This window comes from Thermosipho affectus (genome assembly GCF_001990485.1).
GTDB lineage: Bacteria > Thermotogota > Thermotogae > Thermotogales > Fervidobacteriaceae > Thermosipho > Thermosipho affectus.
On sequence record NZ_LBFC01000009.1, the window covers coordinates 1 to 15,194 of the forward strand.

The following is a 15,194-nucleotide window of genomic DNA, read 5'->3' on the forward strand; positions in this document are numbered from 1 at the left end:
GATGAATTAATCGAAAATATTTCTAAACTTAACTAAAAAGGGGGGGTATTATGGATATAACAGTCAGAACGGTCATGGCCATTTTAATCGATAACAGGGAAAAATCTGCAACTAAAGTGCAAGAACTATTAACAGAATATGGATGTTACATCAAAACTAGACTAGGACTTCACGAAGGAGTACCTCAATACTGTTCAAATTCTGGGCTAATCATTCTAGAACTAGTAGATGATGAATCAAAACACGATGAATTAAAGGAAAAGTTAAACCAAATACCCGGTGTAAAATCAGATTTAATGAGACTAAAATTTGACTAAAAAAAAGGCTCCCAATGGGAGCCTTTTTATATATCTATCTTCTCTATATTTTCTTGTATCAATTCTAGCAAACTAATAGTTTTGCTTACGTTATCAAAGACTGTCCTTAATTCCGTCAAAAATCTTTGAATAGATGCACTTATTTCTTCTGCTGTTGCACTACTTTCCTCTGAGATTGCCAACAGATTTTGAATACTATTTGTTATATCTTCCAATTTACTTGCTTCTGTATTTAACGATTCAATCAAAGAATTTAAATGTCCGGTAATATCCGATATCACCTGACTAGATTCCTTACTTTTTTTAGAACTTTCCGAAAGTGCCTTTGTCTGTGCTTTTAAATTTTCATATCCAGAAACAACTCCAACACTCAAATTCTCTATACCGCTTGAAATCTTTGTTAGGAAATCAGATATCTTATTTGCAGATTCTTTACTTTCTTCTGCTAGTTTCCTTATTTCATCGGCAACTACTGCAAATCCTCTTCCAGCTTCCCCGCTTCTTGCTGCTTCAATTGCAGCGTTAAGTGCAAGTAAATTTGTTTGTTCTGCTATGCTCATAACAGTATCGGCAATTTCTTTTATTTCATCTGCTTGTTTTCTAAGTTCTTTACTTTCATTTGCTATTTTTTCAAAATCATCACTTACATTTTCTATGTTAAATGATACATTTTCAACACTCTTTGCCGCAGATATAATATTTTCAACCGCCTCGTTTAAATTTTGCACTATTTCATTTTGAACACTTATCGTTTGTGAAATAGTATCCACATTTGATGTTACTGCATCTGAAATCCTTTCTGCATCATTACTTATTTGAACGGCGGTATCCGCAACCTGTGAAGATAATTCCTTCATCGTATCAATCTGTTCTTCAACAACTTCAATTGATGACATTGTCTTGCTGGAAAAACTCAACAATTCTTCGGTATCACCTTGGAATGATATCAACAACTCTTTGATTTTTTCATTTGCCTTGTTTAACTCATGTGTTATTTTCTCAAAGTTTTCTTCACCAGAAACATATGTAACAGAGGAAAGATCTTCAAATTTTAGTGCACTAAATCCCTTCTTTAAATCTAAAACAATAGGCAAAGACAAAGCAAATGTGGAAAGCGCCACTATTATCGAAGAAACAACCGGTGATAAAAAGCTTGAAGACAGTAACGAAACAATAAATACAATTAACGGAAGGAAAATAACATTACTCTTTAATATATTTTTCAAAATACCAAATGATACCAATCTAAACGACTTTAATTTTATCAACTTTCCGTATGGTTTTGAAGCCTTTATTCTTATTTCCACAAAAGAAGTGCTATTATTTGTACCTTGATCCAGCACTTCCGTAGTTATGGGATCTTTGAAAAAGTCAGAAGCTCCCCTCACTAACCCTAAAAAGTAACTTCTAAAATCCCTATTTGATTGATACCTTACAATCGCAGTTTTTTCGTCTATATATTTGTATATAATCCTTGGAGGCTTTGCCCCCTTAATTCTCCTTGTAAGTGCCCTATGGACCATATCCATAGTGCTCAAAAATGAAAGAATACCATCTTTTTTAAAATACCCTGGATAATACTTATGAAAGCTTTTAATATTTTCATATCCTGTTTCTTCCCAAACTTTCTCAAATGTTTTCCCAGTCTTTTCTGCAAGTTTTCTTGAAAATCTAATTACCATTTCATCATCTACATCATTAATTGGACTTTGGAGTATGTCTAAATCTACGTTGAATTCATTAATAAGAGAATCTACAAGACTTTCACCGTATAGTCTTTTCCAAGTATTTATCCAAATGTTCATAACAAAACTCTTCATACAATCACCTCTCTTAAATCATTAAATCATTTGTATAACACTTATTAAAATCCCAAGTGGAATACCTAAAAGTTCTATATACCGCAACTCTCTCTTTGCTATCCTCAAAATTACAGTTTCCATCTCATCGACTGTGTAATTTTCTATCTTTTCCCTTACAATATCTTTAAAGGGTATTCTTTCGAAGACTTTTTCCAACACTTTTATTATATCATATTCTCCATCCGTTAAATTCTTTTCAATCATTTTGTATATACTTCCTTTACTTTCAAGATCTACTTTTATATCCTTAAAAACATTGTCTAAAACAGAAGAAACAATCCTATCAACAGGTATTAAAGGTATACTTATTTTTGAAGATAAATATCGCAAAATAGCATTTTTTGTATCTTCATTCAAAAGCTTTGAAAAATTTCCAACAATAAAACGCATAATGTCATCTTTGAAATTCAATTGATCTAAATTTCTTTTCATGAAATTCTTAAGAGATTCAGTATTAATAAATTCGTCTTCTATCACCCTTGAAAGATTTTGGGCAATCTCATACTTTTTCCTTGGAATTACCCCTTGAATTCCCAAAATTTTTCTTTTAGGGTTAAAAAGCATCCAAATTGCAAGCATATTTGTAATATATCCTACCAATGCACCTGTTGCAAGAATTCCAAGTGGAGAATGGAAAATAAATTTTGTCAATACAAAAATAGTTAAAAGTATCAAAAAAGGCAAATCAAAAAACATAAAATCCCTCCTTATAATGATAAAATATATTGGAAAGGGGTGAAAAAATTAAGTTGCAAAAGTACCTTCAACTTTGTGGATACGCTCGAAGAAAGGCAGATATAATTATATTTTCTGGAAGGATAAAAGTCAATAACAAAGTGGTTAAAGAACCATGGTACGAAGTTAAAAATAGTGATGTTGTATCTTTAGACAATCAAAAATTAACGTCAAACAACTTTGAATATTACGCTTTACACAAACCAAAGGGATACGTTACTACCCTCTACGATCCAAAGGAAAAGAAAACCATAAAGGAATTTTTCAAAGACAAACCATTAAAAGTGGCAGGACGCTTAGACAAAGATGCAACTGGTGTTTTAATTTTAACTAATGATGGAGAGTTAATAAATATTCTAACTAGTGCAAAATACAGGGTAAAAAAAGTTTATATTGTAAAAGTAAAGGGAAAAATAAACTTCAAAGAACTTTTAACTTTAAAAAAAGGGATATGGGACAACGGCGAATTTTTAAGATTGGAATACTTTGAAATATTAGACGTGGGATTTAATTATTCCACAGTTAAAGTAGAAATGATAAAGGGAAAAAAACATGAAGTAAAAAGATTATTCAAAAACATAAACCACGAAGTGTTAGAGTTAAAAAGAATCTCACATGGACCAATTGATATCTCCTTTGTTCCAAACCCAGGTGATATAAAAGAAATAAAGGGAAAGCTTTTAAAAAAACTATTAAAACTAAAGGAGAGGAAAGCATGAATATTTTGGTTGCAGGAGGAGCAGGATACATAGGTTCACACGTTTGTAAGATGCTAAATGAAAAGGGATATAACGTAATAGTACTTGACAACCTATCAAACGGACATAGAGAATTTGCAAAATACGGAAAATTCATACCAGGTGATATATCAGATAAAAAACTTTTGGATATTATCTTTGAACATTACAACATCGCTGCAGTTATGCATTTTTGTGCATATATAGAAGTTGGAGAGTCTGTAATAAACCCATATAAATACTATGAAAACAACGTTTCAAATACACTTGTTCTTTTAAATTCAATGTTAAAACACAACGTTAATAAATTTATTTTTTCATCCACAGCAGCAGTCTACGGCATGCCAGAGAAAATTCCCATAAAAGAAGATGCCCCCAAAAATCCCATTAATCCGTACGGAAAGAGTAAATATATGGTAGAGGAAATTTTGGACGATTTTGATAAAGCGTATAACCTAAAAAGTATAAGATTTAGATATTTTAACGCAGCAGGAGCAGATGAATCAGGGGAAATAGGTGAAGCACACAACCCAGAAACACACCTTATACCGCTAATATTAGATGCAGCACTTGGAAAAAGAGAAAGTATAAAGATCTTCGGAACAGACTATGAAACAAAAGATGGAACATGTATCAGAGATTTTGTACATGTCAATGACCTTGCAAATGCACACATAAAAGGACTTGAATATCTTTTAAAAGAAAACAAAACCGATTGTTTTAACTTGGGAAGTGGTAATGGTTATTCTGTAAGAGAAGTCATAGAGAAGGTAAAAGAGATAACAAATATAGATTTCAAAGTAGAGGAAATAGAAAGAAGGCCGGGAGATCCTGCATATTTGATTGCAGACAACCAAAAAGCAAAAAAAATACTCTCATGGGAACCAAAATATTCACTAGATGATATCATTAAAACAGCTTGGACTTGGCACAAGGAGAGATATAATGGGCGTACTCGATGAGATTAAAAGCAATATAAACAGAAATTACTTTATTTCCGCATCAGCAGGTACGGGAAAAACTTATACTATTACCCACTACTACGTGGAAATACTAAACGAATACGAAAAAATAAATTATCCAGAAATAGTCGATGAAATAGTTGTTGCCACATTCACAAAAAAAGCGGCTTCAGAAATGAAAGAAAGAATCTTTCAACTTGTAAAAGAGAAAAATTCTCCATATTGGAAGAAAATAAAAAACTATCTGCCACGTGCAATAATTTCCACAATAGATAGCTTTTGTCAACGGATATTAAGAGAGGAAAATGTAAACGCAAAAATAGATCCAAATTTTACCATAATCAGTGATTTAAAAATGAATAAATTAATAGAAAGATCTGTATATTTGACTTTAAAATTTGTCTTTCAACTGTACGACTATGATAAAACAGACATAAACCTAAACATTTCAAAGTTAAGAAAAAAACAAATCGAGATTATACTACAAAGTCTGAAAAAAAACAAAAATAGCATAAAAAAACTTTTTGAAATATATCAAAACATAGACGAAGTAGAAAATTTGTTAAAATATACACTTTCAAATTGGAGAACAGAGATGAAAAATGCAACTATTCTAGAAAAGCTATTTGAAACTGCAAAAGAAGAATCACTAGCCTTAAAAGCCTTTAAAGACATGCTTCTGATTTCAAAAGAAATATATGAAGCTTTTACAGTTGATAATTTTGAATACGACTTTAAAGGTATTTTAGAAAAAACACTAGACATTTTAGAAGATAAAAACATAAGAAAAAAATACCAAAAAAGGTTTAAATATATAATTATCGATGAATTTCAAGATACAAACTACCTACAAAAAGAACTATTCGATAAATTACACACAAAAGAAAATTATCTCTTTTACGTAGGGGATAGAAAGCAATCAATATACAGATTTAGAAATTCAGACGTCTCCGTATTTTTAAAAACTCAAAATGAATTTGAAGAAAATGGTGAAAAAATCTTGGCACTAAAAGACAACTATAGATCAAACAGCGAACTTGTAAAATACTTCAATTTCATATCAAAACACAAAATTTTCAACAAACATATAGTCCAAAAAACAAATAACATAGATAAGTACGAAACATTTAAAGTACTTGAACCAAATATATACAAAAAACTATGGTTTGATGATGAAAAAGACACGTCAAAGCCCACTATTTTTTGCAAAGGAAAAGTTCCTTCATTAAATAACAAAGAAAACGGAAGGATAAAATACGTTATTGTATCACTAGATAAAAAAGAAAAAAAAGAAAAAAAAGAAGCGCTAGTTGCAGCGTATATAATAAAAAAACTCGTTGGAAAAGAATTAACCATTAATGTAAAAAATAAATGTATAGACAAAAAGATCACATACGGTGATTTTGCTATATTAAGATCCAGACTGTCAAATGCAGAAGGCATCTACAAAGAAGTATTTGAAGCGTACAATATTCCATTACACATAGTAGGCGGAAAAAGTTTCTACAAACAACTAGAAATTCAAACAATTTTAAACGCATTATTTGCTGTACAAAATCCAAATAACAACTATTATTTTACAAGATTTTTCTTCTCGCCACTTGTACTAGGAAAGTTTAAAGACTACGAGAAAATTGTAAGCGAAAAAAAAGAAAATGAAACATTATTTGAAGCGGCAAAGAGAATACATAAAAGTCATGCACTAGAAGTACTTGAAAAATACGCACATTTAAAATACTACATAAGACCAACAGAAATTTTAAAGGGATTAATTAAAGACCTAAATTATTTTGAAAAATTAGTCTATTTTAAAGATAAAGAATCCGCTATCTTAAACGTCAAAAAACTTATCTTGGAAGCGGAAAACTTTGATCAACTTGCAGATTCTTTTTCTGAGTTAATAAAGCTAATTCAAAAAATAGGTGATACAAACGAAGCAGAAGCTTCTACAGAAGATGAAACATCAGAAAGTGTCAAATTAATGACCATTCACGCATCTAAAGGTCTCGAATTTAAAATTGTCTTATTAGGCGATCTTTTCGCTAATTTAAACACAAAAAATTCCAAAGATTTAAAATTCTACAACAAGAAAGATAAAAATTATTTTATGTTGACCAAAATAATGGATAACCTAGATAAAAACACACTGGAATTGATAAAGGAATTTTACCTTGATGAGGTATACGATGAAACAGAAGTATTAAGAAAAATATATGTTGCAATAACGAGGGCTTCTGAAATGTTTATTCCAATAATCTTTAACGAAAACAAAGAAAACGTTGCAAAATATCTAAAATTATCAGATGACGAAATAGAAGAATTAAAAAAGGAAATTAAAAGTTTTGAATACGTAGAAATTAATAATGTAGAAATTCCAACAGAACAAAAAAAGCACACAAAGGAAAAAGAAGATATTCCACAAGAAAATTTAAAAGATTTTTCCCATCTATCGTATAAATCGTACATCTCACCCACTACATTATACGGATATCTAGGAAATGAAAACGAGGCAAAAGAAGAGATAACATTGGATTTAAACGAACAAACTTTTAAAGGATCGCAAATTCACAGAAAACTCTCAAACGCAAATACACTCTCACAACTGAGATACCTTGAAGAAACTGGAGAAATAAAGGTGAAACTTTCACATAAAATAGGACATCTTTTTGAAAATTCAAAAATCTTGCCAGAGTGGAGAATAGTAAAGCCTTTTTTCCATAAAAACAGAAAATACATGCTCTTTGGCATACCAGATAAAGTAATCTTTAAAGACAATTTCATATACATTCTTGATTTTAAAAACACAAAAAATTTAGACGATGAAAAATACATATTCCAAGTAAATTTTTATATGTATCTCTTAAAAGATTTTGGAAATGTAAAAGAAGCATACATTATCTCCACTAAAACAGGAGATATGCTAAAAATATCGTATAAAGAAGGATTTGAAGAGATGATAAAAAAAGCTATAGATAATTTTGAGAAGGTGGAAAAATGAAAAGAGCTATAATTACAAAATTAGATGAAAATCACTTTGAATATATGGCAAATGAAATGGAAAAATACTATGACCCATTTTCTTTTTTATTTATCGGACCCACGGGATACTATGTAAGGCAAATATCTGATAAATTTTCAGAAAAACTTGGAAAGACAATAAACCGAGATGCTTTTAGGGTAATAAATCAATATGTTGTTGAAACTTTAAAACTAAACAATATGGACACGGTATTTTTCGACAGGGATTTTTTTAAAGCATTTATAGCTTCTCAAATAGAAGAGTATATTAAAAATGAAAAAGACGATGAATATTTGGAATTTTTAAGGACAGTTTCAAGATCAAAAGGCATTTTAAATTACATACTTGAACTTTTTGAAAAAGCATGGGAAATCAAAGTTTCAAGCGGAGATTTTCTCACACCGTATTACTATGAAATAAATCAATTACTTGAAAAAAACGAAAAAATTTCAAAACTAATCTTAAATCTACTAAATGATACAAGCCTTATTATGCAAAAATCTGGAAATATCTTTGATCAGATAACCACATACAAATGGTACGTTGAAGAATACTTTGAAGAAAAAAAGAAAAATCTTGTTTTAAGTGGCTTTTTCGATATTCCACCCATCTTAAAAGACGTTTTTAAAAAGATGTTTAAAAACTTTGAAAATGTCTATTTTTACGTTTGGGAACAAATAAACGATAGGGCCTTTAATCAACTCAACGACATATACAATTTTTTGAAAAGCGAAGGCTTCAAAATAGAAGAGACAATTCCACATACACTCAAATTAAAAGATAAAACAAAAGTAACTTCCTACAAAAACTCTATTGTGGAAATCTACGAAATAACTGGAAAAATAAAGGAACTCTTAATAAATGGTAAATCACCAAATGAGATAGCAATTGTCGTACCAAATTTTTCAATTGCAAAACAATTCTCTGAAAAATTAACGGAAATTGGTATACCAAACAACGTTAATTTACAATCAAAACTATCGGAGAGTAAAATTGTAAAAATCTTACTCCAACCAATAAAAACCATTTATTACAACTTTGAAACAGAAGATCTTCTAGCATTAATAGAATCTCCATATATAGATACAAGACAACTCACAATAGAAAAGATAGAAAAATTCTTTAGAGAATTCCGTATGTTAGATGAAAAATTTTCAAAAGAAAAAATACAAGAAATATCTGCGCATATAAAACAACTTGAAAAAATAAAAGATGATGATACATACCAAGACAGAATGGAAAAGATAGAAGAATACAAAGTCTTTATAGAAATTCTGGACAATTTGCTCAATTTATTGGAAGAGGTCAAAAACGGTATAACTAATGACTTCATCACATGGTTTATTGAATTCATAAAATTTTCAATAGAAAAGTTTGATATATTTACAAACGATAAATACCTCTTTGAAATAAAAGAAGAAAAAAATGCACTTATAAAATTCATAGAAGTACTAAATAACCTAAAAAGTTATAATTTAAAAATAAACTCTTGGAGAACTTTCTATAAAATACTAACAAGTATTATAAACGTTGAAAAATACAGATTCTCCGAAAGAAAAGAAAATGCAATAGACATATTTGATATAACCCAAGCAAGATTTGTACGGAAAAAATTCAAATTTTTTGTTAATTTCACTGACGCATTTTATCCAAATTTTGATATTAATCCACTTATCTTAAACGTTTTATCTGATCCAAACAAATTAAGATCATTTAATGAGGAGATAGAAAGAAGAAACGTAATACTTTCGTTGATCTTTTCGGAAAATAATCATATATCATTTCCTCATTCAACCCTATCAGGAGAACCCATTTTACCTTCTACATACGCAACTGAATTTGGAGAAGTAAAAGATATTGAAACAAGTTTTTACATAATTCCACAAGCCAGCAAAATATACTCAGAATTTGATAAAAATTTATATAAAGCATTTAACGAAGAAAGAAAGTTAAAATTAAACGTAGAATGGAAAAGTAGTTTAAACGTAAAAAAAGTAAGTCACAGTTTAATCTCAACATATGTTAATTGTCCGTTCAAACTCTTTTTATCGGAAAAAGCAAATGTAAGAAACATAGATAGTGACAAATCCAATCTATACATAGGTATTTTTTACCACAGGGTTCTAAAAAGATATTTTGAAGAAGTTGTTTTTGAATTAAAAAAACTAGTCGAAGAAGTATACGATGAAGTATTTATAGAAGAATTCTTTCAATATTCCATACCAAAGTCGATAAACATAGAAAATTATACAAAAAAACTAAACGAATTTTTAATGCATTTACATGAAAACGTGGAATCTAAAAATATATACCAACTTGAAAAAACATACATGACTAAATTAAGGGGAAATATTTTGGCAGAAGCACGTATTGATAGAATAGATAAAGATAAAGATTCTTATACAATTATAGACTACAAAAAAAATTCAAAAAATAGTGATATGGGTCAACTTCTCTTGTACGACTATATCTTCAAAAGTAATATAAACAAAGATTTTGAAACTACGCTGTTATTTTTGGGAATAGAAGATAGAAAAAGTTATAAAATTAAAAGAATTAAAGAAAAAATTTACTATAACTATTATAAATCAGAAAAAGAAATAGACTACGATATTTACTTATCTTGGCTTGATAGTATACTGGAAAAGCTAACAAGCGGAGATATAACCCCTATATTCGTCGAGCAAAACAACGTAAAACCATTTATGATGTATTTAAAAGATATGGGATTTAAAATACAAAGTAAAAAAAGATTTTGCAAATCTTATGCCGTTTCTTGCCATTTTTACGAAATTTGCAAAAATTTCGAAATCTACAACAACGTAAAATTAGTAGAAAAGTAAACAAAATGCTCCAACACAACAAAATTTCATTTATATTGCCATATTATTAAGCAATGGTTAAATTGTTGATTTATTTTAAAGTTATTGTTATAATCCGATTGTAAATGTACGTTGTGGGGGTGAAAAATATGAAAAAAAGGATATTTGCCGAAGATATTGCTATATGTCTAGCGGGAACAAGAAAAGAACCTTTAAATTATAGGGAAAAATACGACAATTTTTACAGAGCGGCAAAACTTTTCCTTGAAACAAAAGATGAAGAACTTACAAAGCACATCCTGGATGAAGAATTTGAAAATTTATTTCAAATTTTCAAAGAAACAATTTGCAAAACAAAATTTTTCAATTTTATAAATCCTATCCCAAAAGAATTTTCAAAGATTTTTTTGATAAACAATAAAGAATACGAGGTAGTATTAAAAACGGACTTTTACGTAAAAAATAGAAGAAAAACCTTTTATTATTTTATACTACCAGATGCTATGGGGTGGACAGAATCAGCACTAAAACACTTTCACAGACTTGGAAATGACATTATCAACTACACACTCCCACCTGAGGAATCAGAATTTAGAATCATTAATCTTTTTAAAAGAAACATAATAAAAGGAAATAGTGTAAGCTACAGATATCACAGAAAAGTTTCACATATAGTTTCTAAAATGGTTTCAACTTTCTAAAAAATCCCCCCAGTTTTTCGGGGGGAATTACTTATTTGTTTACTTTTTCCTTTAATTCCTTACCAGGTTTGAATTTTGGGACCTTTCTTGCAGGGATTGTTATTTTTTCTCTTGTTCTTGGATTAACTCCTGTCCTTTCCTCTGCTTCTCTTACCTCAAACGTTCCAAAACCAATAAGCTGAACTTTTTCTCCATTTGACAAAGCCTCAGTTATAGTTTCAAAAACCGCATCAATAACTGCTTTGATATCTTTTTTCTTTAATTCTGGCATCTTTTCTGCTACCTTGTTTACAAGTTCCTTTTTACTCATAACTTTTCCCTCCTCACATGTGATAGTTAAAATACGTATATAATATATCATTTTTTTACATCAGAATGCAAATTATTTTCTAAAACTTTTTCTATAGAAATCATCTATGATTTTTGCAATATCAAATTTTGTCTTGTTTTCAGAAGAAATAACAAGATCCGCATCCTTTGAGAATGTAAAATGAAATTTTTCATACAAATCGTCTAAATTTTGAAATTTATCAGAGACCATCTTTATCCTTCTAATAAATTTTTCTTTGGGGACCTTTATGTATACTACCTTTCCCTTGTAGCGATCCTTTTCCGCTATCAAACCAAGGGTAACTATTATCTTTTCATCAAACCTTTTAAACCTTTTTAAAAATTTTCTTTCAAGGTTTTCTAAAGTAACAAACCCATTGGAAAGAAGTATTGCATTAAATCTCTTTCCCGTTTCAAGGTTTAAAATTTCATCAAAATCGATTATATCGTAACCAAAATCTTCCTTTAAAATTTTACCCACAGCCGACTTTCCACTCCCAGGAAGTCCGATTATGTACAACGGCAAAATATCCCCCCTAATCGGTAATTATTTTCAAAAATACCTTTCTTCTCCTTGGACCATCAAATTCGCAAAAATATATTCCCTGCCAAGTTCCTAGTAAAATTTTACCACTTTCTATAATCAAAGTAATACTAGGGGAAACAAGTGTAGACTTCACATGAGAATCTGAATTACCCTCTAAGTGTGTGTATTCCCAATTTGGTGGTACTATTTTGCTCAAAGTCCTCTCTATATCACCTTTTACAGATGGATCTGCATTTTCATTAATGGTAATACCTGCAGTAGTGTGTGGGATAAACACTACACAAATTCCAGATTTTACACCAGAATCTTTTACCACTTTGTTCACTTTTTCTGTGATATCAATCAAAGAATTTCTAGATCTTGTCATAACCTCAAAAGAATAAAGCATTTTTACTCCCCCTTTTTCTCGAATATTATAACACAAAAATTAGTAAATATGCAATTTTCCTTGACTTTTTTTCAATATTTTACTATAATATTTTTTGCAAATAACTTGCATTTGCAAAAATAGGGGTGTGAAAATTGACAAAGTGGAGAAAAGCCATTTGGGATATACTTAAAAATAGTAAAAAACCACTGTGTGCAGAAGAGATTTACAAAATAAATGGCTTTAAACCGAATCTATCGACTATTTACAGGGCGCTTAATTACCTTGAGAAAAAGAATATTATCTCATCTGTATCATTTGAAAATTCCACAAAGTACTTTTTCCCAAAAGAAAGACATATTCATTTTCTATATTGTATTAAATGTGGAAACATTGAAGTTTTTAACGAATGTACGGCAAAAGAAATAAAAATGAAAATCGAAAAACAATTTGACTATCAAATACTAGATCACGTGTTTTATTTTAAAGGAATTTGCAAAAAATGTAGAGAGGAGGAATGATTGTGAAGAAGTTTTTTTTACTTTTCTTGCTATTTTCCTCTGTTATGTTCTCATATGTAGTAGTTACTATAAATCCATATTATTTGTTGGTAAGTGAACTTTTAAAAGGTGTAGACGATGTAAAGCTATTATTACCCCCAAACGTAAATCCACACGTTTATTCCCTAAAAGTAAGTGATGTAAAATTACTAGCAAAAGCAAATTTAATAATTGCAAATGGAAATTTAGAACCAAATTTAGAAAAATACGATAATGTTTTATACGTAAAAAACTACATTCCAGAAGTATTTATAGAACATAAAAATCCTCATTTTTGGCTTGATCCATACTTTGTGAAGTTCTATATCATACCTTCACTTTCTGAAGAATTTTACAAAATGTATAAAGATAACAAAATAATGGAAAATGAAAAAAAATTATTGGAGAAAATAGATATATTTATAAAAGATGCATGGAAAGTATTAAAAACTGACGGATTGGTACTTGTAAATCATCCAAGCTTTTATTACTTTTTCAAGGAATTTGGAATAAAAATAAAATGGTTAGAAGAGGGGCACAACGTATCCATTGGTCTTAAGAAGATTATAAATACCATAAAGGGGAGAAAACTTATCGCATTATTCACTGAAAAACAACAACCTGAAAGTAAAATTAAAGTAATCTCAAAAGAATTAAAGAAAAAATACTATGTTCTTGATCCATTGGGAATAGATGCAAAAAATTTTGTGGATTTATATTACAAAAACCTTGAAATTATAAGGAAGGCGTTGAAAAATGAATAATATCGCCATTTTAGTTGAAAATTTAAATTATAAAATTGGTGAAAAGGAAATCCTAAAAAATATCAATTTTAAGATAAAAAAAGGCGAATTTGTAGGAATTATAGGCCCCAATGGTGCGGGTAAATCCACCCTTATAAAGATAATCGTAGGAGAAATCAAAAACTACACGGGACAGATATCGGTAAATGGAAAAATTGGTTATCTTCCCCAAGTTCAAACTATTAACAGAGAAGTACCTATTAATGCTTTACAATTTGCAAAAATGGGAGCGTATAAGAAAAAGGTAAGTAAAGAACAAATATCAACCCTTCTAAAAAACGTAGGACTAGCTGGAAAAGAAAGACAACTTGTTGGAACAATGTCAGGTGGAGAACTTCAAAGACTTTCACTTGCACGAGCACTTTTATACAACCCTGATATTTTGATCTTAGACGAACCAGAAGCAGGTGTTGATCAAATGGGAAAAGCTAGGTTCTACGAACTTTTGTATAAAGTTAAAGAGAAAAAAAACTTAACAATTTTGATGATTTCACACGATATAGGTATGGTTTTTGAAAAGTGTACCTCTGTAATGTGCTTAAATAAAACATTACATTGCCATGGGCCTACCGAAAAAATCAAACCAGACGAATTAAAAATATTATTCCCGGACTTTGATCTATGGCTTCGTGCAAAAAATCATTACGAAAGGGAGCATGAAAATGGAGATATTTGAACTTGAATTTTTAAGAACGGCATTAATAGCAACTATTTTAGCAGCTATTTCCTCTTCTATTATGTCTCCTACTATTGTTTTTAAAAGAATGGAATTTATAGGAGATGGAACCGCTCATGCGGCTTTTGCAGGATTGGCAATTGCGCTGCTTCTTGGATTAGATTATAGATTAATTTCAATAATTACTGCCATTATCTTTTCTCTACTTATAAGTTATTTCACAAACAAAAAACATATACACGAAAATAGCGCAATTGGTATGTTACTTCCAGTTTTTATGTCCATTGGCGTAATTATCCTTTCAAAAAGTTCAACTTACACCCAAAATATAACAAGTTATCTGTTCGGAGATATTCTACTTGTAAACATGAAAGATGTGTACTTTTTGATATTTGTAGTTATCTTAGAATCACTATTTTTTTTCTTTTATAAAGAGGAAATACTATATTTTCTTGCAGATGAAAAAATGGCTGGATTCTACGGTGTAAAAACACAATTTTTAAGAACGACATTATTAAGCTTAATTTCAGTTGTAGTTGTAAGTATCGTTAAAATATCCGGAGTTATTCTTTTAGGAGCGTTAATTATAATTCCAGGGATTGTTTCAAAAAAACTTGCAAAATCATACAAAGGATTGTTTTTGATATCAACACTATTTAACATTTCCGTTTCATTTATAGGGTTTTATTTTGCTTATCTTTTTGATATTGCACCAGGTCCATCAATTGTACTTGTGTCATTTATATCATTTGTTGTGCTCTCGTTAATTTTTTAATA

The 15,194-nt window shown here is 29.6% G+C and carries 15 protein-coding genes; 10 read left to right on the forward strand and 5 right to left on the reverse strand.

The features are described from left to right. The first annotated feature begins 47 nt into the window (after positions 1 to 47). Positions 48 to 317, forward strand: a complete 270-nt coding sequence (locus XJ44_RS02825) for a hypothetical protein (protein WP_088368848.1) — start codon at positions 48 to 50, stop codon at positions 315 to 317. 26 nt (positions 318 to 343) lie between these two features. Here the strand turns inward: XJ44_RS02825 and XJ44_RS02830 are convergent, their stop codons facing one another. Both XJ44_RS02830 and XJ44_RS02835 read right to left on the reverse strand, forming a co-directional pair. Then, complete coding sequence (locus XJ44_RS02830; protein WP_077197992.1) at positions 344 to 2,137, reverse strand: heme NO-binding domain-containing protein; 1,794 nt, start codon at positions 2,135 to 2,137, stop codon at positions 344 to 346. Positions 2,138 to 2,158: 21 nt separating this feature from the next. After that, positions 2,159 to 2,875 (reverse strand): DUF445 domain-containing protein, encoded by a 717-nt coding sequence (locus XJ44_RS02835; protein WP_075665552.1) that lies wholly within the window; start codon positions 2,873 to 2,875, stop codon positions 2,159 to 2,161. Positions 2,876 to 2,928: 53 nt separating this feature from the next. Between XJ44_RS02835 and XJ44_RS02840 the strand changes: the two genes are divergently transcribed. From XJ44_RS02840 to XJ44_RS02860, 5 genes are all read left to right on the forward strand, one after another. Next, entirely contained in the window at positions 2,929 to 3,633 is a 705-nt protein-coding gene (locus XJ44_RS02840) for a pseudouridine synthase (RefSeq protein WP_233119500.1), read from the forward strand. Then, positions 3,630 to 4,613: a UDP-glucose 4-epimerase GalE gene (galE, locus tag XJ44_RS02845; protein ID WP_077197994.1), complete on the forward strand. Its 984-nt coding sequence runs from the start codon at positions 3,630 to 3,632 to the stop codon at positions 4,611 to 4,613. The genes XJ44_RS02840 and galE overlap by 4 nt, the downstream gene beginning before the upstream one ends. Next, the gene (locus XJ44_RS02850; RefSeq protein ID WP_077197995.1) at positions 4,597 to 7,611 is read left to right on the forward strand and encodes a UvrD-helicase domain-containing protein; all 3,015 of its coding nucleotides are present in this window, start codon (positions 4,597 to 4,599) and stop codon (positions 7,609 to 7,611) included. The genes galE and XJ44_RS02850 overlap by 17 nt, the downstream gene beginning before the upstream one ends. Continuing rightward, positions 7,608 to 10,475 (forward strand): PD-(D/E)XK nuclease family protein, encoded by a 2,868-nt coding sequence (locus XJ44_RS02855; RefSeq protein ID WP_077197996.1) that lies wholly within the window; start codon positions 7,608 to 7,610, stop codon positions 10,473 to 10,475. Before XJ44_RS02850 ends, XJ44_RS02855 begins: the two co-directional genes overlap by 4 nt. 128 nt (positions 10,476 to 10,603) lie before the next feature. Next, entirely contained in the window at positions 10,604 to 11,155 is a 552-nt protein-coding gene (locus tag XJ44_RS02860; protein WP_075665557.1) for a hypothetical protein, read from the forward strand. A gap of 31 nt (positions 11,156 to 11,186) precedes the next feature. On the opposite strand, the gene XJ44_RS02865 is transcribed toward XJ44_RS02860, so the two are convergent. The 3 genes from XJ44_RS02865 to XJ44_RS02875 form a co-directional block, all read right to left on the reverse strand. Further along, positions 11,187 to 11,465 carry an HU family DNA-binding protein gene (locus tag XJ44_RS02865; RefSeq protein ID WP_075665558.1) on the reverse strand — a complete coding sequence of 93 codons (279 nt, stop codon included), beginning with the start codon at positions 11,463 to 11,465 and terminating at the stop codon, positions 11,187 to 11,189. A gap of 72 nt (positions 11,466 to 11,537) precedes the next feature. Then, a complete protein-coding gene (locus XJ44_RS02870) occupies positions 11,538 to 12,011 on the reverse strand; it encodes a shikimate kinase (RefSeq protein WP_077197997.1) in 474 nt (157 codons plus the stop codon). 10 nt (positions 12,012 to 12,021) lie between these two features. Beyond that, complete coding sequence (locus tag XJ44_RS02875; protein WP_075665560.1) at positions 12,022 to 12,420, reverse strand: secondary thiamine-phosphate synthase enzyme YjbQ; 399 nt, start codon at positions 12,418 to 12,420, stop codon at positions 12,022 to 12,024. Between the two features lie 134 nt (positions 12,421 to 12,554). Between XJ44_RS02875 and XJ44_RS02880 the strand changes: the two genes are divergently transcribed. The 4 genes from XJ44_RS02880 to XJ44_RS02895 are packed head-to-tail and all read left to right on the forward strand — an operon-like array spanning position 12,555 to position 15,192. Further along, positions 12,555 to 12,920 carry a Fur family transcriptional regulator gene (locus XJ44_RS02880; protein ID WP_075665561.1) on the forward strand — a complete coding sequence of 122 codons (366 nt, stop codon included), beginning with the start codon at positions 12,555 to 12,557 and terminating at the stop codon, positions 12,918 to 12,920. A 2-nt stretch (positions 12,921 to 12,922) separates the two neighbouring features. Continuing rightward, positions 12,923 to 13,702, forward strand: coding sequence for a metal ABC transporter substrate-binding protein (locus XJ44_RS02885; protein ID WP_408645800.1), 780 nt, complete (start codon positions 12,923 to 12,925; stop codon positions 13,700 to 13,702). Continuing rightward, positions 13,695 to 14,417, forward strand: coding sequence for a metal ABC transporter ATP-binding protein (locus tag XJ44_RS02890; protein WP_077197999.1), 723 nt, complete (start codon positions 13,695 to 13,697; stop codon positions 14,415 to 14,417). The genes XJ44_RS02885 and XJ44_RS02890 overlap by 8 nt, the downstream gene beginning before the upstream one ends. Further along, positions 14,404 to 15,192, forward strand: coding sequence for a metal ABC transporter permease (locus XJ44_RS02895; protein ID WP_077198000.1), 789 nt, complete (start codon positions 14,404 to 14,406; stop codon positions 15,190 to 15,192). Before XJ44_RS02890 ends, XJ44_RS02895 begins: the two co-directional genes overlap by 14 nt. The last annotated feature ends 2 nt before the right edge of the window (positions 15,193 to 15,194 follow it).